17 protein-coding genes are annotated in these 19,787 nt (G+C 43.3%); 8 read left to right on the forward strand and 9 right to left on the reverse strand.

The features are described 5' to 3' along the window. Positions 1-27: 27 nt before the first annotated feature. Positions 28-2,091, forward strand: a complete 2,064-nt coding sequence (locus B3D47_RS03105) for a TonB-dependent receptor domain-containing protein (RefSeq protein WP_286859880.1) — start codon at positions 28-30, stop codon at positions 2,089-2,091. Positions 2,092-2,133: 42 nt separating this feature from the next. Here the strand turns inward: B3D47_RS03105 and B3D47_RS03110 are convergent, their stop codons facing one another. After that, complete coding sequence (locus tag B3D47_RS03110) at positions 2,134-3,138, reverse strand: hypothetical protein (protein WP_278362943.1); 1,005 nt, start codon at positions 3,136-3,138, stop codon at positions 2,134-2,136. A gap of 14 nt (positions 3,139-3,152) precedes the next feature. Then, positions 3,153-4,190 carry an alpha/beta fold hydrolase gene (locus B3D47_RS03115; protein ID WP_163166803.1) on the reverse strand — a complete coding sequence of 346 codons (1,038 nt, stop codon included), beginning with the start codon at positions 4,188-4,190 and terminating at the stop codon, positions 3,153-3,155. 307 nt (positions 4,191-4,497) lie between these two features. Here B3D47_RS03115 and B3D47_RS03120 point away from each other — a divergent pair, with 307 nt between their 5' ends. Next, positions 4,498-5,112: a carbonic anhydrase gene (locus tag B3D47_RS03120; RefSeq protein ID WP_004810892.1), complete on the forward strand. Its 615-nt coding sequence runs from the start codon at positions 4,498-4,500 to the stop codon at positions 5,110-5,112. Between the two features lie 35 nt (positions 5,113-5,147). Here the strand turns inward: B3D47_RS03120 and B3D47_RS03125 are convergent, their stop codons facing one another. Next, positions 5,148-5,714 (reverse strand): arylesterase, encoded by a 567-nt coding sequence (locus B3D47_RS03125; protein ID WP_372510645.1) that lies wholly within the window; start codon positions 5,712-5,714, stop codon positions 5,148-5,150. 78 nt (positions 5,715-5,792) lie between these two features. Here B3D47_RS03125 and B3D47_RS03130 point away from each other — a divergent pair, with 78 nt between their 5' ends. After that, positions 5,793-6,518 (forward strand): ABC transporter ATP-binding protein, encoded by a 726-nt coding sequence (locus B3D47_RS03130; RefSeq protein ID WP_004893459.1) that lies wholly within the window; start codon positions 5,793-5,795, stop codon positions 6,516-6,518. A gap of 1 nt (position 6,519) precedes the next feature. Beyond that, the gene (locus B3D47_RS03135; RefSeq protein ID WP_278362942.1) at positions 6,520-8,994 is read left to right on the forward strand and encodes an ABC transporter permease; all 2,475 of its coding nucleotides are present in this window, start codon (positions 6,520-6,522) and stop codon (positions 8,992-8,994) included. An 18-nt stretch (positions 8,995-9,012) separates the two neighbouring features. Here the strand turns inward: B3D47_RS03135 and B3D47_RS03140 are convergent, their stop codons facing one another. Continuing rightward, entirely contained in the window at positions 9,013-9,831 is an 819-nt protein-coding gene (locus B3D47_RS03140) for a rhomboid family intramembrane serine protease (RefSeq protein ID WP_278362941.1), read from the reverse strand. Between the two features lie 77 nt (positions 9,832-9,908). On the opposite strand from B3D47_RS03140, the gene mtgA reads away from it, so the two are divergent. After that, positions 9,909-10,583, forward strand: a complete 675-nt coding sequence (gene mtgA, locus B3D47_RS03145; protein ID WP_163168485.1) for a monofunctional biosynthetic peptidoglycan transglycosylase — start codon at positions 9,909-9,911, stop codon at positions 10,581-10,583. 127 nt (positions 10,584-10,710) lie between these two features. Further along, positions 10,711-12,792, forward strand: coding sequence for a polyphosphate kinase 1 (gene ppk1, locus B3D47_RS03150; protein ID WP_071319957.1), 2,082 nt, complete (start codon positions 10,711-10,713; stop codon positions 12,790-12,792). Positions 12,793-12,908: 116 nt separating this feature from the next. Here ppk1 and oxyR read toward each other — a convergent pair whose 3' ends face one another. The 4 genes from oxyR to rubA all read right to left on the reverse strand — a co-directional run bounded on the left by oxyR (position 12,909) and on the right by rubA (position 16,243). Then, the gene (gene oxyR / locus B3D47_RS03155; protein ID WP_004810876.1) at positions 12,909-13,808 is read right to left on the reverse strand and encodes a LysR family transcriptional regulator OxyR; all 900 of its coding nucleotides are present in this window, start codon (positions 13,806-13,808) and stop codon (positions 12,909-12,911) included. 12 nt (positions 13,809-13,820) lie between these two features. Beyond that, positions 13,821-14,765 (reverse strand): esterase EstB, encoded by a 945-nt coding sequence (estB, locus tag B3D47_RS03160; RefSeq protein ID WP_004810873.1) that lies wholly within the window; start codon positions 14,763-14,765, stop codon positions 13,821-13,823. Positions 14,766-14,821: 56 nt separating this feature from the next. Then, positions 14,822-16,000, reverse strand: coding sequence for an NAD(P)/FAD-dependent oxidoreductase (locus B3D47_RS03165; RefSeq protein WP_004810871.1), 1,179 nt, complete (start codon positions 15,998-16,000; stop codon positions 14,822-14,824). Between the two features lie 78 nt (positions 16,001-16,078). Further along, positions 16,079-16,243, reverse strand: a complete 165-nt coding sequence (gene rubA / locus B3D47_RS03170; RefSeq protein ID WP_004783011.1) for a rubredoxin RubA — start codon at positions 16,241-16,243, stop codon at positions 16,079-16,081. Positions 16,244-16,740: 497 nt separating this feature from the next. Here rubA and B3D47_RS03175 point away from each other — a divergent pair, with 497 nt between their 5' ends. After that, positions 16,741-17,283: an adenine phosphoribosyltransferase gene (locus B3D47_RS03175; protein WP_286859886.1), complete on the forward strand. Its 543-nt coding sequence runs from the start codon at positions 16,741-16,743 to the stop codon at positions 17,281-17,283. A gap of 68 nt (positions 17,284-17,351) precedes the next feature. On the opposite strand, the gene B3D47_RS03180 is transcribed toward B3D47_RS03175, so the two are convergent. Beyond that, complete coding sequence (locus B3D47_RS03180) at positions 17,352-17,858, reverse strand: YqiA/YcfP family alpha/beta fold hydrolase (RefSeq protein WP_004810867.1); 507 nt, start codon at positions 17,856-17,858, stop codon at positions 17,352-17,354. A 376-nt stretch (positions 17,859-18,234) separates the two neighbouring features. On the opposite strand from B3D47_RS03180, the gene lysS reads away from it, so the two are divergent. Then, complete coding sequence (gene lysS / locus B3D47_RS03185) at positions 18,235-19,764, forward strand: lysine--tRNA ligase (protein ID WP_048882290.1); 1,530 nt, start codon at positions 18,235-18,237, stop codon at positions 19,762-19,764. Positions 19,765-19,787: the final 23 nt, after the last annotated feature.

Consider the following 19,787-nt stretch of genomic DNA (forward strand, 5'->3'; position numbering starts at 1 on the left):
AATCTACTTTTGGGGCGTAAATAGAGTATGAACACACCGTTTTTGAAATCGACGTTAGCTTTTGCAATCGGCTCGGCAATGGCGGGCAATACATTTGCAGTAGAAGTTGGTGCTCCACAAGTTGAAGCTGCGAAACTGCAAACGATTGTGGTAACTGCAACAGGTTATGAACAAGACCTGGCTAAAGCACCTGCATCCATTACGGTCATTGATCGTGAAGAATTAGAAAAGCGTGAATATAACGACATTACCGATGTATTGCGTAATACGCCAGGGGTCGTAGTTTCAGGTGCAGGTTCTGCACAGACCATCAGTATTCGTGGCATGAGCTCAAATTACACCTTGTTTCTAGTAGATGGTAAGCGTCAATATGGTAAAGATGTAAACCCAAATGGTGATGACGGTGGTTTTGAAAAAAATATCCTGCCACCAATTGCCGCAATTGAACGTATTGAAATTATCCGTGGTCCAGCGTCAACTCTTTATGGCACAGACGCCATGGGCGGGGTAGTTAATATCATTACCAAAAAAGTGTCTGATGAATGGTCTGGCAATATTGAGTTAGGGACTATCATTCAGGATAGTAACCGCTCAGGTGATATTAAAAATGGTTCTGTATATCTTGCCGGTCCTTTAATTGCAGATAAGCTTGGCTTGCAACTGGCAGTCAATAAGCAGGAACGTAATGAAGATCGTTATATTGGCGGCTTCCGTGGCACCGAGCGTGAAAGCTTAAACTCGCGTTTGACCTATGCGATTAATGATGATCATGATGTGCAAGTTGAAGCCAATTTTGTGCAACAGGAATCTACGACTTCAGTCGGTAAAACGGTAGCACCCGCTCAAGGTGCTGCAGATTCGTTTTCGCGCAATTATCGTAATGTTTATTCAGTAACTCATAATGGCCGTTATAACGATAACTTGGACAGTTCATCATATATTCAATATGAAAATTCAAAAAATCCGGATCGAGGCAATACGGAACTGGGTACCAAAGGAATTACCTTAGATACCTGGACTGCTAACAGTCAATGGAATTTGTTGTTGGGTGACCATACTTTATCATTTGGTGGATATTTTAAAGATGAAAAGCTCGAAGATAAAGCCACTAACCGTAATCCGAATTCACCTGAGTTTAGTGAATTGACGCGCTGGTCTGCTGCAGCGTTCTTGGAAGATACCTGGAGCATGACAGATCGTTTCGATTTAACAGCCGGCTTACGTTATGACCATGATGAAAACTATAGTGGTCATTTATCACCACGTCTGTATGGGGTGTACGCTGTAAATGATAATTTTGTTGTAAAAGGCGGTGTAGCCACAGGTTATAAACAACCTGATATTCGTGCAGCCACTGAAGGTTTCTATAGTGTTACCGGTGGCAGCGGTTCACCATTACCAACAGGGCGTGGCATCATTCGTGCGAATCCGGATTTAGAACCTGAATCGAGTCTATCTACTGAACTGGGCTTCAACTGGAAAAATGATTATATCAGTACTTCTATTACCGGCTTTATCACTAAATATGAAGACCGTATTACCGAAGTGCGTGCCTGTGAAACCGATACCGATGGTGCAACGACAAACCGAAATAACTGGCAAAACTGGACATGTTTCGAAGGAAATACGCCGTTCTACTTCATCAGTGAGCGTATTAACGTGGATGAAGCAGAAATTCGTGGTGTGGAAGCTACTTTAGAAGCAACTTTAAATGACTATACGACATTAACTGCAAATTATACTTATACAGATTCTGAGTTTAAGTCGGGTGATTTTAAAGGTCAGCCACTGAACCAGATGCCAGAACATATGTTCAATATCGGGGTAGATTACGAATTAAGCGATGCATTAAATGTATGGAGCCGCTTGCACCATCGTTCTGAAACATCTGCTTACCTGAGTCGTACCTCTATAGCCCAGCCGAATCCAGGCTATCAATTTATAGACCTTGGTTTTAACTACAAATTTAGCTCGAGCCTGACAGGTAAATTTGGGGTCTATAATCTGCTAGATGAAAAAGCAGAAGATATTGATGGTGACCAATTATTAGATGGTCGTCGTTACGGTATCAGCTTAAATGCAAAATTCTAAATCTGTGAGTATAAAAAAAGCCGCGTGAAGCGGCTTTTTTTATTATTCAATCTTTAAGATATTCAGTGTACTTTCGGAATAATAAAACTGTTCCAGATATTGGCGCGCACGTTCACGTAAATGACCTTGTGAAATTATCTGCTGAATGACGGGGACCAGTAATTCATTTAATTCATGTTGAATCAGCGACTCATTGATATTCAGATCACGAAGTAGCAAATCAAAAGTGTGTTCCTGATTACGGACATACCAAGCATGTACGCCATCCTGTATCTGCTGTTGCAGATAATCGGTCTGGCGCATGTGATCCCAGATCTCATGGCCCAAATTCACAGTCTGGGTCAGGTCTTGTACTTCAATATAATTCTTTAATACAGACAGAGGCATGTCTTTGATTTTATGCCAGAGATTCGCTTGAAAATGATAGAGCTTTTCATCATCAAAATGCTGGTTCAGGATATTTTCACTCAACTGGCCAAGCTTGAGAATATTCTTTTGCAAGTATTTGGCAATGGTATTGTCCAGACTGGTATCAGTGACATTTTCCAGTACAGACTTGCCCATTTTCATAAAGCGGGAAACACCGGGTACGCTTTTGGCAATCACCGAATTATCTAGATAATCCTGAATTGAATGTTGGATTAATTGGCTGATCATGGCAGAGAAGGCAGGGTTGTTTACTACTTTCTTAATCAGGCGCTGACGATGACTGCTTTTACTTGCGACATACTGAGCAATTTTATCAATGGTCAGTACAGGAATCACATCGGCAATCTTGGTATTGTCATTTGCAGGATGGACCAAAGCAAAACGGATATGTTCTGCAATCTGTTCAATCAGAAAAGAGCTGGCTGCTGTGCCTAATATTTGTTTTTGCAATAGCAGGTTAATTTGCATCGGGCTCCACAGATCTTTCAGGGTCTGTTTGCGAAACCAGAGATAAAAAGCCTGAAACTCATCTTGAATCGTTTCAGATTGAGCAAATGACTGATCTAGAAAGTCAAGCTGAGCTTCGATCAATTGCTCAATCATCGGGTGTTTCTGCATATTGATTCTAAAAGTTAATTTAAAGGGATGAGTTTATCAGCAAGTGGATTTTTTAGGGTCTGTGTCTTTGCAAGAAAAGGTAAATAATACTGTGCAACCTGTCTTTCTGCTTCAAGAATCGGTATATGACCAACATTGTTCAGGATCACTGGTGTTTCGGCACGTTTAAATAGGGAGTGCAGCTCTTTAGCCACTTCAACATTAATAATACGATCCTGCTTACCCCATAAAATCAAAGTTGGTGCTTCTACAGTACGGGTCAAACGAGCAAATGTTTCCGGGGTGTAGATCCGGCTCAGCATGACAATTTGATCAATGGCTTTGCTGGTCTGCTCGGAACGGGAAATCAGCAGTTTTTCCTGGGCATGTTTTAACTGATCTGAGAGAGCAGGCGGATGCTGCATCAGTTTATGACTGACATCTTCCAGATCTCCCGGTTTGCTTACAATCAGATTCTTTAAAGCATATGGATCACGAGTATAGCGCGTATTGGCATTTTTATAGATTCCGGCACTATTCAGTAAGAACAGGCTTTGCGTGTCGAAAGGATATTGAGAAGCATAAACTGTGGCAATCGACCCCCCTAGAGAATGTCCAGCAACATGCAGATTCTCATCGACATCCAAAGCTTCCAGAAAGATACGCAGTTGAGAGGTTACATTCGGTACTGAGAAATCAAAATCTGCAGGTGTACGGGTGTCACCATTATTGGGTAAATCGGGAACGATCACATGATAATAAGGGGTAAGAAACCGTGCGACACGATTCCAGTCGTCTTTGGTGCCCGCCAGACCATGAATCAGTAAAATAGACGGTTTATTGACATTCCCGCCCTCGTTATAGCTCCAGGAAATATGACCGACTTTCAGCGTTTTGCTTTTCAGACCCGCCTGTAGCCGTTCCTGAACCAGATACTGGCTAAGAATATTATTGCTTGGCTGAGCACGCGTAGGAAAACTGACTTGGGCTTGACTTAGTGTGCTGAAGCTTGGGGCTAATATTAGGGTCATGGCGCAGAGTAATTTTGAGCGCTTTATTAATTTTCTTATCATGGCGTCACATTCCTTGTCTTGCATCCAGCGTACTGTTCAAAACAGTTTTATTCTGAAGCAAATCCACCTTGTTCGGATAAAATCATAGAGTTATTTCTATTGTAAATAATTGTGAAGTAATGTCACCAATAAGTTATCCGCATAAATGAAAAAAATTCAGTTTTCATGTGAACTCTGATCATAAATTGAAATATTAGTGTGATACAGGTCTACTGATAGAAATTTAGACAAGCTGATTTTTTGCAAGTGACATTCATAAATCAGAGGATTAAGATATTGCAACTTAAAACAACGGTGGTAAACACGAATGCTCACAGCTCAGGAAGCTATAGAACGTCTTAAAAAGGGTAACCAACGCTTTGTCAACGGTGAAACGCAGCATTTAAAATTATTATCGCATCAGCAACGTGCTGAAATGGCAGAAAGTCAGGAACCATTTGCTATTGTTTTAGGATGTTCAGATTCACGTGTGCCAGCAGAAATGGTATTTGACCAAGGTTTGGGTGATCTGTTTGTCATTCGCGTAGCAGGGAATATTGTCGCGCCGTCTCAGGTTGGTAGTGTTGAGTTTGCTGCAGAAAGCTTTGGTTGTCCCGTAGTCATTGTTTTGGGTCATACACATTGTGGCGCAATTCATTCTACGATTGAAGCACTGACCAATCCGGCAACTCCGCCATCTGCAAATCTGATGTCAATTGTTAACCGTGTACGTCCATCAGTTGAAATTCTGATGCAGACTGAACTGAAAGATGACTTGAATAAACTGTCTAAGCATGCAGTACGTTCGAATGTATTTGCTTCTGTGAACCAGCTACGTCATGGTTCAGCAGTACTGGAAAATCTCATTGCACAAGGTAAATTACTGGTGGTAGGTGCTGAATACTCACTGGAAACTGGTGAAGTCACCTTTTTTGATTTCTAATTTGAATTTTAAGAATGAATGATATTAAAGGCGCCTTAGAGGGCGCCTTTAATATATGGATAAGCATTATTTAACAGGATACTTTGTGCCTTGGCATTTGGATGTACCAGATCCTGTTGCATCAAGTTTTTATTTCCTGCTACCCCATTCAAAAAGAATGGTAACAATTTCACTTTATATTGCTGGCTCACCACCTTGTAATTATTTTCAAAAGCTTTTGTATAACTTTGACCATAATTTGGCGGCATTTTCATGCCAAAAAGAATGACTTTTGCTTTGGCTTTCTGACTTTGCTGCACCAGATTTGCCAGATTTTTCTGAATCATCTGTGGCGGCTGACCACGTAGGCCATCATTACCACCCAGTTCAATAACGACAATATGTGGCTTATGGGTCTGGAGGAGTTTAGGCAGACGTGCCAGTGCACCGCTGGTGGTTTCGCCGCTTACACTTGCATTGACCACTTTATGCTGTTTCGGATACTGTTGGTTTAAACGTTTTTGCAACAGATTGACCCAACCCTGTTCAGGTTGAATACCATAACCCGCACTTAAGCTGTCACCCAGAATCATAATGGTCTTTGCTGAAACCAGCACCGGCATCAGGCACAGGCCAAACAGTGCTAAGCTGCGGAATAAATAAGACTTTAGAATTTGAATATTCAGATGCATAGGAAAAGTATGATTCAAGATCGCCAGAAAGCTACCATCATGCCACAGCCAATAATTTCTGCTCAACAATTGACACAAAAGATACAACTATCACAAAAACAGTTGACGATTTTTGAGGACCTCAATCTGGAGATTCTGGCTGGAGAACAGGTAGCGATTACCGGACGATCCGGCTCTGGGAAATCCACCTTACTGGGCATACTGGCAACCCTGGATCAGGCCAGTTCAGGTCAGTTACAGGTCTGTGGCGAATCGATTACTGAAATGAATGAAGAACAGCGAGCCAAGGTCAGACTGGAAAATATCGGTTTTGTATTTCAGTCTTTTCAGCTGTTGCCACATCTGACTGCATTAGAAAATGTGATGTTGCCCTTACGTTTACAGCCAAACTTCAATTATGCCGCAGCTGAACAAAAAGCGTTGAATCTGTTGCAAAGAGTAGGGCTGGACCGTCAGGCCCAGCAAACCCCTAAAGTGCTTTCTGGCGGGGAACAGCAACGTGTTGCGATTGCCCGTGCTTTGGTGAGTGAGCCAAAAATCATTTTTGCTGATGAACCGACTGGAAATCTGGATGGGGAGACCGCCAAGGAAATTGAACAGCTGTTATTTCAGTTAAACCATGAATTGGGTACCACTTTAATTCTGGTGACCCATGACCAGAAACTGGCACAACTATGCCAGCGTCATTTTGAGTTAAGCAATGGTCAGTTAACTGAACATGTGAATGGAGGATGATATGAACCTCTTCCGTCCTTTACTGACTCAAAGTTTTAAGACTACGGGCATTTATCTGCTGATTATTGCATTGACCCTGGCAATTAGCGCGACCACAGCGCTTAAGTTCAGTAATGAGCAGATTCAGAATGCCGTGGCATTGCAAGCTGCGGAAATGCTGGCTGGAGATCTGCTACTCAGTAATAACGAGCCGATCGAAGATGCCTGGCGAGAAAAGGCTGATCAGCTGGGTTTGCAGCAATCGGAGGTTACTGTATTTGGCAGTATGGCACATACCAATGACGAATTTGTCATGGTCAATGTCAAAGCGATTGATACTGCTTTTCCTTTACGCGGTGAGCTAAGAGTCAAACCTGAAGCTAAACAATTAAAACCGGGTGAAATCTGGCTCAGTCAGCGTGCCATGGATCTGCTCAAAGTCAAAGTGGGGGATCAGGTCAATATTGCCGATGCCTCATTCAAGATTACTGCCGTGATTGACTATGACTCTAATCAGGAATTAGGCTTCTCAGGTTTCTCACCGACCGTAATTATCTCTCAGGCAGATGTGGCACGAACCAATGCGATTCAGGTCGGTAGCCGGATTGATTATCGTCTGCTCATGGCAGGTGATCCGGACAGTGTTCAAACCTATCAAAAAGACTTTAAGAAGATTGTTAAACCGGGTGTGGATACAGAAGCTGAGGAACAACAGTTTGAGGAGCAGAATAGTCTGCGTCTAAGAAATGCCAGTGAAAGCAATACCCGTTTGATGAAGCCGATTGCTAATCTGGATACCTTTTTGCAGTTGGCAAATATTTTGACCATCTTGCTTTGTGGTATCGCGATTGCCTTAACCGCACAGCGCTATGTACAGCAGAATCAGGATCATATTGCGTTAATGCGTTGTATCGGCGCGACGAAACAGCAAATTCTGGCGGCTTATCTGGCATTACTTGGACTGGTACTGGCAATCGCGATGCTCATAGGCACCATTGTTGGCATCAGTTTAGGTTATGCTTTGCTGCAACTCATGTTACAGCTGATTCCACATCTGCAGCTGCAATTCTCGGCGATGGCAATGCTATCAGGTCCATTGCCGATTGCGATGCTGACCAGTGCTGTGGTATTGCTTGGTTTTGTGCTGCCAAGTTTGTGGCAACTACTTAATACTGCACCAATCCGGGTTATCCGTCAGGAAGAAAAATCCGTACATTCCATGTTGTGGATGCTGGTGAGTGGGACACTGAGCCTGATTATTTTCAGTGTGGTGCTCACCGAGAATATTGTATTAACGGCTTGGGTGATTGGCGCCATTATTCTGCTTTGTGCTGTGCTGTATCTCACCGTATGGGGCTTGCTGAAAGTCCTGCGTAATACAAAATCCCGGATTTCCGCTTATGTGCGGACACCGTATCAGACTGCATTACAGATCACCGCTTTGGCATTGGGCTTGAGTCTGATTACTGTATTAGCCGTATTGCGTACCGATCTGCTGGAACGCTGGCAACAGCAGTTACCAGAAGGTACACCGAACCAGTTTGTCTATGGCTTGCCGCCTTTTGAGATGCCACAGTTGAGGGCTGAGTTAGAGCAAAATGGCTGGAACAGTACGCCGCTATATCCGAATATTCGTGGCCGTCTGATTGCCAAAAATGATCAGCCATTTGCTGCAGACTTAGTCAAGAAGAGTAATACACTACGCCGTGAACTGAACCTGACCCAGACCGATCAGTATCCACAAGATAATGTGATTTTAACTGGCGAAGCGCAATTGAAACAGCCGGGAGAAGTTTCGGTTGAAGCCACGACTGCGGAAGAGCTGGGAATCAGGATTGGAGATAAGCTAACGTTTAGCTTACCTGAGGGACCACTAGAAGCCAAAGTGGTGAATCTGCGTAGTGTGGAGTGGGAAAGCTTTAGTCCGAATTTCTTCTTTATCTTTACTCCGAATACCATGGATGCCAATGCCGGTAGTTATCTGGGCAGTTTCTATGTGCCGGAACAGGAACGACCAAAACTGGTTCAGCTGATCCAGCAGTTTTCTAATACGGTCTTTATCGATGTCAGCCTGATTCTGAACGAGATCAAGCGTATTGTGAATGTACTGGTACAGATCGTGACGATCCTGGCCTTACTGGTGAGTGTAGCAGGGATACTGGTTCTGATTGCCTGTCTGAATCTGCTCATGGATGAACGCAAGCGGGAGGTGGCTTTACTACGCTCATTCGGAAGTTCCAAACAGAAACTGAAAACCATGCTTAGTCTGGAAATTGGTTTTATTGGTCTATGTGCCGGAATTGTATCTTGCCTGTTTGCCGAAGTGATTAGCGCCGTCGCGAGTTACCGCATGGAATTAACGATTCAGCCACACTGGGAAATCTGGATGATTCTACCGATCTTTATGACTTTACTCTGTGCGCTGATTGGTCGTTATCGACTGAGTTATCTGAGTGATATTCCACCGCTGCAAAGTCTGCGCGAACTGAATCAATAAAAATCGAAGATGCGTCAGTTACAGCTTTAACTGCTGACGCATCATCTCCAGAATTTCCTGCCAGAGCGACTTAATAGGATCAATCAGGATCAAGTTATATTGATAAAGCTCATAGCAGGCTGCTAAAGCAGCTATGAGTGCGATGAATTGAATAAAACCTGCGCGTTGCAGCTTTTGCCCGGCATACCAGAGTGTAGCCAGCACAGCGCCCATAATCATGCCACCAATATGTGCAGCATTGTTAATGCCAGCAATCATAAAGCCCATGAACAGGTTAATCCCCATCACCATCAGCAAGGTTTTTTTATCTAAAATAAAGCGCTGACGTGGAAGAACTGGCAGAATCGACAAGACTGTCAGTGCACCGCCCAAGCCCATGACAGCACCCGATGCACCAGCACTTACGCTTGGTAAAAGTCCCGGATTGGCGACCCCACCTTTAATTAAGGCATAACTATCCTGAATATTCATATAACCGCTGAACAGACTGCCCATCAGCCCAGCACAAAGATAGAGGCCAACAAAATACCAGCGCCCAAATAGCTGTTCTGCCACGCTTCCAAAAATATAAAGCGCCCACATGTTTAACATCAAGTGAATCAGGCCAAAATGAAAAAACATGCTGCTGAACACACGAATGGGTTCCGCCAGATAAGTCAAAGGTGCATAATCAGCACCCCAGCGGATGGCATCTTGCGTACTTGGATGGCTGGCATCTGTGCCAGAAAAAATCTGCCAGGCAAACAATCCGACATTCACTGCAATCAATACCGCAGTAAACCACCAGGTGTGGACGTCCAGTTTACGGTGAATGGAAGGAGGTGCGTATTCAGACATGCTATTCTTGCGCTGTATGAGATATTTCAAATAAGCTTAACACGAAAAAATAACATCTTCAGGAGTAACCCACTGACATGAAAGCTTTCCTAATCCGAATATTCTTGCTGCTGTTCAGTGTGGTTTTATGTATTCAGCTCTGGATCTTTGCCAGTCTGGCCTGGTGGCGTTTTAATCCGGTCAATACCACGATGATGATGCGGATCGATTATTGGACTGAACCCTCCAAGCCCATTCAACATCAATGGCGTCCTTATGATGAGATCAGTACCAATCTGAAAAAAGCAGTGGTAACTGCGGAAGATGGAAAATTTGTGCATCATCATGGTTTTGACTGGGATGGGATTCAAACAGCTTTAAGCCGTAATAAAGAGCAGGGTAAAGTTGTTGCGGGGGGATCTACCATTTCCCAGCAGCTGGCAAAAAATCTGTTCCTGTTCAACAAACGTTCTTTCATGCGTAAAGGTCAGGAAGCGGTTGCCACCTGGATGATGGAACGCATGTGGTCGAAAGAGCGTATTCTTGAAGTGTATTTAAACTCGATTGAGTTTGGTCATCATATTTACGGGGTGGAAGCGGCCGCCAAACATTATTTTGGTAAAACTTCAGAAAGTCTGACCAGAGAAGAGGCAATTTTCCTGGCGGCAATTTTGACCAATCCAAAATATTTTGAAGAAAATCGCAATGCTTCTGCTTTAAAAGCACGTAAACGCATGATTCAACGTTATATGCGTTATGCAGAATTACCCTGACAGTAAAAAATCGTTATAAAAAAATTGCCATAAAGCCCGAGAATTCGGGCTTTTTTTATGAAATTGTCATAAATTTGAAGCATACTGATATTATTGACTCAGGCTTTAAAACGATTAAAGGTTCGATATGAATACGGCAGCCAACAGCCCTTCGGTACAAACTGAATATACCTATAATGACCGGTACATTAACCGGGAATTGTCTATTCTGGATTTCCATTTGCGTGTCTTGGAACAGGCTGTCGATCCTTTACATCCACTGCTTGAACGCATGAACTTTCTGCTGATTTTCTCGCGTAATCTGGATGAGTTCTTTGAAATTCGTGTGGCTGGGGTGATGGAACAGCTGGATCTGGGCAATGAAAGTCGTAGTCCGGATGGGCTAACGCCGAAGCAGGTGCTAGATCAAATTTCCAAAACTGCACATGCTGCCATCGAACGCCAGTACCGCATTCTGAATGAAGAAATTCTGCCTAAACTGCGTGAAGAAGATATCTGTTTCCTGCGCCGTGGTGAACTGACACCAGCACAGTCACAATGGATAAAAAAATATTTTCAGGAACAGGTAGCACCAGTCTTAACCCCGATCAGCCTGGATCCAGCCCATCCATTTCCACGTTTAGTGAATAAGTCGCTAAACTTTATTGTGACGCTGGAAGGGAAGGATGCTTTTGGCCGTCAGATCGATTTGGCTGTTGTACCTGCACCACGTTCACTACCACGTGTGGTGCGTTTACCGGATGAATTAACAGGTGGCAAGGAACATCATGTGATGCTTTCCGCAATTATACATGAACATGTCTCTGATCTATTCCCGGGTATGACTGCAACAGGCTGCTATCAGTTCCGTGTAACCCGTAATGCTGATCTGGCTTTAAACGAAGATGTCGAAGATTTGGCGATTGCCTTAAAAGGTGAATTGAACTCGCGTCGTTTTGGGCGTGCAGTACGTCTGGAAGTTACAGAAAACTGTCCAAAACATATTTATGAATACCTGCTGGATGAATTTGATCTAGAAGAAGAGCATCTGTACAAGGTTGCCGGACCGGTCAATCTGGCACGTCTGTTATCGAATTTTAAACGTCCACATTTACGCTATGATTCACATACGCCGATCGTACCGAAAGTACTGAAGAAATCAGAAAATATCTTTAGCGCGATGCAGAAACAGGACATCCTGCTACATCATCCCTTTGAATCATTCTCGCCCGTAATTTCATTACTGCGTGAGGCTGCGCGTGATCCACAAGTCCTGGCGATCAAGCAGACCTTATACCGTAGTGGAGCGGATTCTGAAATTGTTCAGGTACTGGCTGAAGCAGCAAGAAATGGCAAGGAAGTGACTGCTGTCATCGAATTGCGTGCGCGTTTTGATGAAGAGTCCAATATCGCCGTAGCCAATGTCCTCCAAGAAGCAGGGGCTGTAGTTGTCTATGGTATTGTTGGCTATAAGACTCATGCCAAGATGATTCTGGTGGTACGCCGTGAAAATAACAAGCTGGTGCGCTATGTACACTTGGGTACCGGGAACTATCACGCGGGTAATGCGCGCATCTATACCGATTATGGACTGTTAACCACAGACAAAGAACTGTGTGAAGATGTACACCGTATCTTCCAGGAACTCACCGGTATGGGAAAAATGGCCAAGCTGAAAAAGCTGTTACATGCTCCATTTACACTACATACCCAGCTGGTGAATTACATCGACAATGAAATTGCCAATGCCAAAGAAGGCAAAAAGGCTCAGATTATTGTCAAAGTGAATGCGCTGACAGAACTACAGCTCATTAATAAATTGTATGAAGCATCGCAAGCAGGCGTGCAGATTGACCTGATTATCCGTTCGATCTGCTGTTTACGTCCTGGTTTGCCGGGCTTGTCGGAAAATATCCGCGTTCGTTCCATCGTCGGACGTTTCCTGGAACATACTCGCGTGTATTACTTTAGCAATAATGGCAATTCCCGTATCTATTGCTCAAGCGCAGACTGGATGGACCGTAACCTGTTTAATCGTGTTGAAGCCTGTTTCCCGATTGAAGATGAAGCATTGAAAAAACGCATCTATCAGCAAGGCTTATTGAACTATCTCAAAGATAATCAGCAATCCTGGTTACTGCAAAGTGATGGTACCTGGATCCGTGCACAGCCTGCGCAAGGTGAACAGCCGCATAATGCACAGCGCGTGTTACTGGAAACCTTTAAATAAGACATAATCTTTTAAAAAGAGACTGAATTTTCAGTCTCTTTTTATATAAATATGCTGTCTCTAAAAACAAAAAAAGGAGCCAGTGTGGGCTCCTTTTTTACGCTATAGCAGTATCATTATTGCTGCGCGATCTTTTGCAGGATAGGTAGCAGTACATCAAATTCGCTTTGTAGCGGTGTACTCTTACGTGTCACCAATGCCAAGGTGCGGCTTGGTGCAGCAGCAATCTTTTTCACTTGAAGTTCAGGATTGGCTTTAATCATGTTGGTATGAAGTGCAATTTCAGGCAACAAGGTAAAACCAAGATCGGAAGATACCATCTCGATCAGCGTTGGCAATGAGCTTGCTTTCAGGCGATGATCATTCTTACGCTCACCAATTGGACAAGCACTTAAAGCATGATCACGTAGACAGTGGCCTTCTTCAAGTAACATTAAACGAGAAAGATCCAGATCTTCTAAGGAAGTGGCCTGAGCTGCATTCTGATCTGACTTGTGGTGAACCACATACAGATCTTCTTTCACAATTTCAGCAACTTTTAGGCTACGTGTATCAAAAGGCAGGGCCAGTACAACCATATCCAGGTTGCCATGTTCCAGCTTTTCAACAATTTTTTCACTTTGTGCTTCGTGCAGATGCAGCTGAATTTTCGGCAACTGTTTATGCACTTCATCAAGAAGTTGCGACAGAATGAACGGCGCAATGGTCGGAATCACACCTAAATGCAGATCACCTGTTAAAGGTTCACTCATCTCACGACTTAAACGCATTAAGTCCTGAGCATCAGCCAGTAGAACACGAGCGCGTGCAACCACTTGCTCTCCGAGTGGAGTCAAGCGTACATTCTGGCGATCACGTTCAACAAGAACGCCACCGAGTAAACGCTCCAACTCCATGATCCCGCCCGATAGGGTGGACTGGGTCACAAATGAACGGCGAGCAGCTTCTGTAAAATGCAGCGTCTCAGACAGTGTTACGAGATATGACAGCTGTCTTAGGGATGGTAATGCAGCCATAGTGTCCTAATTTTATGATTTAAAATGATCAGCAAATAATTCGCTAAGATATGGAATAAAATGCGGTGGGATATCATGCCCCATTCCATCAATTAATTCAAATTTAGCACCAGATATTGCTTTCGCAACAGCCTTACCATGGCTGGGTGGTAGCAAGCGATCTTGAGAACCATGAACTACAAGCGTCTCTTGTCGGATTTGCTTATCCAGTTGCAGCAACGAGCCCGTACATAATATTGCTAAAAACTGTTGAAGTACACCCGCTGGGTAATAACTTCGATTATATAATTTACGGGCGGTCTGCATTGCCTCAAGCTGATTAATATAACCAGGCGAGCCAATGATGTTAAACAGTTTTAAACTATGGTCAATTATACCATTTTCATCCTGCGAAGCGGGTTTGCCAATCAGACTAAAGAGCTGTTTTGGAAATGGTGGAGGTAACAGACGCTGATTGTTACTGGTAAATAACAGGGCCAGCTTTTTAACCTTTTCAGGATAACGTGCTGCCAGAATCTGGGCAATCATACCACCCATCGAAGCACCGAGCACATACACCTCGTCCAGTTCCATTTTATCAATCAGCAGACTGACGTCATCTGCCATGTCATACAGGGTATAAGGTGCTCCCTGGTTACCCAGGCCTAGCATGAAGCGACTCATCAGTTTAATGGTATTTAATCGTGGACCTTTATGATGGACTTTAGAGGATAGGCCAATATCGCGGTTATCAAAACGGATGACCCGGAAACCTTGGTCGATAAAAGATTTACAGAAAAAGTCCGGCCAATACAGCATCTGTGCACCCAGGCCCATAATCAGCAACAAGGTCGGGTGATTCTCCTGACCACCTACCTCTACATGCAATTCAATACCATTGCCAAGGTCAACCTTGGTTTCATGCATGAAAGCAGTATATGGTGATGGTAATAGACTCGATTGCACATGACTATTCATGTTAAGTTCCCTATAAAAGGACATTCTGTACAAAGAATGTCCTTTGTATTTAAACCTTAAACTGATACAGGAATCAAGTCAGGAACCTGCTTAGTCAATATAAGACGCTGTTTCGCTGCGGTAGCGCCTAATAGTACAAAGCCGCGCAGGGTTCCTTCAGTATCTGTGGCTTTGGCAATCATGCCATCCTCAAACTCTTCAGTGTCCCAGGTTACATCAATATTGGCGGGTGCAGGCAGTACAGTCAGGGGAGCAGCAGGTGTTTTTACCGCAACAGGCATTGCTGGATAATGCACTGCTGTCGTTTCACCATTCAAGGTTTTAGCCAGCGCACGCGCCTGCTGCATGATCGGCATCACATAAGGCAATAAAGTACCATTCACTTCAGCACAGTCACCGACAGCGAAAATATCAGCTAAATTCGTTTCGAGCTGGCTATTGGTCAAGATACCACGACCGATTTGTACACCAGACTCTTTGGCTACCGAGGCATTTGGTTGTAAGCCCACTGCAGACAGAACCACATCTGCAACGACTGACTGACCATTGGCTAATGTCACCAGGTAGTCACCATTTTCAACTTTAGAGACTTTCTCTACAGTCGTGCCTAATACAAAGTTAATACCAGTTTCTTCCAGGTTTTGCTGGAAAACATCTGCAACATGTGAAGGCAATAAACGGGCTAGAGGCTGAGGTGCCAAGTCAATTACAGTCACTTGATGGTCCGTGTGCTGAAGGTCATTGGCAAATTCACAGCCAATCAAACCGGCACCCAAAATCACTACCCGCTTATCTTCACGTTTTTCCAGGCTGGTACGGAAAGCTTTATAATCAGTCAGGTTGTTGACCACGTGAATATCGTCACTGCCATCACCAGCAATTGCCAGACGAATTGGCTGTGCACCCACGGCAAGAACCAGTTTTGAATATGCCTGTTTTTGCTCAGACTGATCTTTTACAACAGTCAGTTCATGTGCAGTAGCATCAATGGCTTTAACCCAGGTATGCGTTTCAATACGCATATTTAACTGAGCTGCCATTTTGGCAGCATCGCCCAAGGCAATATTTTCGGGTGCTTTTTTGCCCACTAAAGCATTGGAAAGTGTCGGTTTGGCGTAGTTGGTTGCATCATCGGCACAAATCATGACGAGTTCATGGTCTGGATTCAGCTTGCGGAATTCGCGTGCGACAGCATAGCCTGCCATACCTGAACCAATGATGACGATAGGATGCATATTTAACTCCATGCTTTTTTATAGATAGTAGAAAGGCATAAAAAAAGACCACTCAATATGGCCTTTGTTTGGGCGAAATCAGATTTCGATCATTTCAAAATCGACTTTAGAAACGCCACAGTCTGGGCAGGTCCAGTCATCTGGAATATCTTCCCATTTAGTACCAGGGACGATACCGTCCTGAGGCCAACCTTCCGCTTCGTCGTAAATCCATCCACAAACGATGCATTGATATTTTTTCATGTAACTCTCCAAAACCAGCGAATATGGAAGCTGGCTCAAAAATCCTAAACAGGCAAGACTCTAATAATATGGCATTTAATAGCGGACATATTTGGCTAAATTTTTACGCAGTTCTGTTCAGAAAGTAAAGTAGATAACAGTTTAAACAGCAAAATTAAAAGCAGAATAGTGATCCGGGTCAGTAAAAGTCCTTTACTCAAGCTTTTTATTCTCTTGAAAATGCCGGAATATAATTTTATTTATGCAAATAAATAAAAGCTTATTGTTTCTCACACTGAGAGAAATAAAAAAATATTTTACCGTTGGGTAATGATTCATGGATTTAAAAAAATCATTAAATTTTTTATGAAAAAAGTGCTCTTATAAATTAATGAAATATAAGTAAATAATTGCATGTCAATAGGGGTGTTGCTGCAATAATACTCGGTTTTCCCTATCCTTTAGTCGTAATTCAGTTTAAAATTTGCCGGTTCCTTTTTCTTATCTAACGATCTCCCATGAGCAATATGTCTACTTCATTGTGGTCTCACATTCGTACTGTCCAGGATTTTCCAAAGCCGGGTATTAGTTTCTTTGACTTAACACCGCTTTTCATGAATAACATCGGTCCATTAACTGATGCTTTGATTGCAAGCATTCCTGCTGAAAAACTGGCAGAAGTAGATAGCTTTATTGCTGTTGAAGCACGTGGCTTTGTATTGGCAAGCTTGTTGGCACAACGTACCGGCAAGGGCCTGTTGTTGGTTCGCAAGGCAGGTAAATTACCACCTCCAGTGGTTGGTGTGGGTTATAGCCTGGAATACGGTCTGGACCGTCTGGAAATGTCTGCTGAGGTTCAATCACAAAAAGTAATTATTGTAGATGACGTATTGGCCACTGGCGGTACATTGAAAGCTGTCAATGAACTGGCTGAAAAATGTAATCATAAAGTACTCGGCGCGAGCATTTTTCTTGATCTACCTGATTTACATAGTGATCTTGGGCTGAATATCTGGTCTGTATTGGATGACAAATCTAAGCCTCAAGCTAATGCTGCTTAAACGCAACAGATGAATAAAAAGCCCTGCATATTGCAGGGCTTTTTTTATGGGTTCTTTAAATGTACCACTTAACTTTTTTGCAGATTCTGTTGGATTTGCAGGATCAGGGGGTTGATCCGTTCTGGTGTTTCAAGGCGATGATGTCCACCGGGAACCGCTTCTACCTGCATATAATCTTCTAGTTGGGACTGTACTGCATGCATATCCAGTATTTCATCGCCTAACTCAATATAGGCAAGCTGAGGAATGTCATGTTGTAGGTCATTATCACAAATTGCAGGATAATCATCGCGGAAATAGGGAGCTAGGCTTGGATTGGCAATTACACAAGGAATCTGGTGTTGCTGTGACATTTTCAGTGCCCAGTAACCCCCCAGACTGTGCCCAACCAGAATATCTGGATGAATTTTTTCAATCATCTCGTTATAAAACTCTGCCACAGTCGCATAATTGAGGTTGCGGTAATCCACATCAATGCAATATTTATGATCGGCATCGATGGCATGGAATTTCGTAGATTCTCGTGAAGAATCAAGTCCATGAAAAAAAAGGATTTTAGAGGTGCATTGGCTCATTATGGTGGTTCGTATCAATTCGTTTTATGGTCCGGCAATGATTTGCGTCAGGGAGCATTGTAGAACTTCTATACAGGGAATGAAGTTAGCATTTGGTCTAAAGACTTTAGTCCAAGCCGACCTTAGTCAAAAAGACTGAAAGGTTCTGTAAAGAATTTGATATTAAAACGTTATTTTTTGATTAATTGGTCAATTAAAACTGTATATTCCTCGGCTTGGTTAGGGTGAAAGGCCCTGCCCAAAAGAGGAATTTGAGCCTTCCCCAGATATTTGAAAAGAAAAGCCAATTGAGATGCTGCTGGACGCTACGATTTAACTGCAAAATCTGCTATTGTATGCACCTTCTATTTTTTAACTAATCTTATTCGAGGCAGAGATGACGCAAACTAACGCTCAATCGACTTCTGAACAAATCATTTCCGAAAACGATTTAATTGCACAGCGTCATGCCAAGTTAAAGCAAATCGAAGATCAAGCCAAGGAAACCGGCAAGAGCCCATGGCCAAATACTTTCAAGCGTGAGCACTACGCGCAAGATCTGCAAGACCAGTTCGCTGACCAGTCAAAAGAAGAAATTGAAGCAGGCGAAAAGGTGTATGTAAAAGTTGCGGGTCGTGTGATGTTGAACCGTGGTTCATTCATCGTGATTCAGGACATGACTGGCCGTATTCAGCTTTATGTTCCTCGTAAAGAATTAGATGCTGAAGTACTTGCTACAATTAAAGGTCTAGACCTTGGTGATATCATTGCCGTTGAAGGTTATATCGGTCGTTCGGGTAAAGGCGACCTGTATGTACATATCGAACAATTCGAATTATTAACAAAATCACTTCGTCCACTTCCAGACAAATTCCACGGCTTAACAGATACAGAAGTGAAGTATCGTAAGCGTTATCTGGATCTGATCGTGAATGAAGAAACACGTAAGACTTTTGAAATCCGCGCTAAAGTTGTCGCTGGTATCCGCAACTTCCTGACTGAAAGACGTTATATGGAAGTGGAAACCCCAATGATGCACGTGATTCCAGGTGGTGCTTCTGCGCGTCCATTTGAAACGCATCACAATGCATTAGACATGCCACTGTTTTTGCGTATTGCACCTGAGCTTTATTTGAAACGTCTGGTTGTCGGTGGTTTTGAGCGAGTGTTCGAAATTAACCGTAACTTCCGAAATGAAGGTGTTTCAACTCGTCATAACCCGGAATTCACCATGATCGAGTTCTACCAGGCTTATGCAGACTATAAAGACCTGATGGAACTGACTGAGCAAATGCTGGAAAAACTGGCATTGGATATTTTGGGTACAACTGATGTGCCTTATGGCGAAGAAGTATTTAGCTTCAAAGGTCCATTCAAGAAAATCTCAATGTTTGATGCGATTCTTGAGCACAACCCACAGTTCACGCCTGAAAATGTAGGCGACCGTGACTTTCTGGCAAAATACGTTCAGGAAGAGCTGAAAGAACAGGTGAAACCAGGTTTTGGTTTGGGTAAACTGCAAACTATCGTGTTTGAGGAAACAGTAGAAACTAAACTGCGTCAGCCAACATTCATTACTGAATATCCAGCAGAAACTTCTCCACTGGCGCGTCGTAATGATCACAATCCGCACATCACTGACCGTTTCGAATTCTTTATTGGTGGTCGTGAGCTGGCAAATGGTTTCTCAGAATTGAATGATCCGATCGACCAGGCTGAGCGCTTCCAGGCACAGGTTGCCGAGAAAGACGCAGGCGATGATGAAGCAATGCACTTCGATGCAGACTTTATTGAAGCATTAGAATATGGCTTACCTCCAACAGCGGGTGAAGGTATCGGTATTGACCGTCTGGTGATGATCTTTGCCAATGCGCCAAGTATCCGTGACGTGATCCTGTTCCCGCACATGCGTCATAAACACGCTTAAGTAAAAAAACTAATAAAAAACCC

Origin of the sequence: Acinetobacter sp. UBA3461 (genome assembly GCF_002381195.1) — a bacterium.
GTDB classification, from domain to species: domain Bacteria; phylum Pseudomonadota; class Gammaproteobacteria; order Pseudomonadales; family Moraxellaceae; genus Acinetobacter; species Acinetobacter schindleri.

Excerpts from the sequence above, each read along its gene's own strand:
- B3D47_RS03105 (WP_286859880.1), top strand. The coding sequence starts at position 28 with ATGAACACACCGTTTTTGAAATCGACGTTAGCTTTTGCAATCGGCTCG.
- B3D47_RS03110 (WP_278362943.1), bottom strand. The coding sequence starts at position 3,138 with ATGCAGAAACACCCGATGATTGAGCAATTGATCGAAGCTCAGCTTGAC.
- B3D47_RS03115 (WP_163166803.1), bottom strand. The coding sequence starts at position 4,190 with ATGATAAGAAAATTAATAAAGCGCTCAAAATTACTCTGCGCCATGACC.
- B3D47_RS03120 (WP_004810892.1), top strand. The coding sequence starts at position 4,498 with ATGCTCACAGCTCAGGAAGCTATAGAACGTCTTAAAAAGGGTAACCAA.
- B3D47_RS03125 (WP_372510645.1), bottom strand. The coding sequence starts at position 5,714 with ATGCCGGTGCTGGTTTCAGCAAAGACCATTATGATTCTGGGTGACAGC.
- B3D47_RS03130 (WP_004893459.1), top strand. The coding sequence starts at position 5,793 with ATGATTCAAGATCGCCAGAAAGCTACCATCATGCCACAGCCAATAATT.
- B3D47_RS03135 (WP_278362942.1), top strand. The coding sequence starts at position 6,520 with ATGAACCTCTTCCGTCCTTTACTGACTCAAAGTTTTAAGACTACGGGC.
- B3D47_RS03140 (WP_278362941.1), bottom strand. The coding sequence starts at position 9,831 with ATGTCTGAATACGCACCTCCTTCCATTCACCGTAAACTGGACGTCCAC.
- mtgA (WP_163168485.1), top strand. The coding sequence starts at position 9,909 with ATGAAAGCTTTCCTAATCCGAATATTCTTGCTGCTGTTCAGTGTGGTT.
- ppk1 (WP_071319957.1), top strand. The coding sequence starts at position 10,711 with ATGAATACGGCAGCCAACAGCCCTTCGGTACAAACTGAATATACCTAT.
- oxyR (WP_004810876.1), bottom strand. The coding sequence starts at position 13,808 with ATGGCTGCATTACCATCCCTAAGACAGCTGTCATATCTCGTAACACTG.
- estB (WP_004810873.1), bottom strand. The coding sequence starts at position 14,765 with ATGAATAGTCATGTGCAATCGAGTCTATTACCATCACCATATACTGCT.
- B3D47_RS03165 (WP_004810871.1), bottom strand. The coding sequence starts at position 16,000 with ATGCATCCTATCGTCATCATTGGTTCAGGTATGGCAGGCTATGCTGTC.
- rubA (WP_004783011.1), bottom strand. The coding sequence starts at position 16,243 with ATGAAAAAATATCAATGCATCGTTTGTGGATGGATTTACGACGAAGCG.
- B3D47_RS03175 (WP_286859886.1), top strand. The coding sequence starts at position 16,741 with ATGAGCAATATGTCTACTTCATTGTGGTCTCACATTCGTACTGTCCAG.
- B3D47_RS03180 (WP_004810867.1), bottom strand. The coding sequence starts at position 17,858 with ATGAGCCAATGCACCTCTAAAATCCTTTTTTTTCATGGACTTGATTCT.
- lysS (WP_048882290.1), top strand. The coding sequence starts at position 18,235 with ATGACGCAAACTAACGCTCAATCGACTTCTGAACAAATCATTTCCGAA.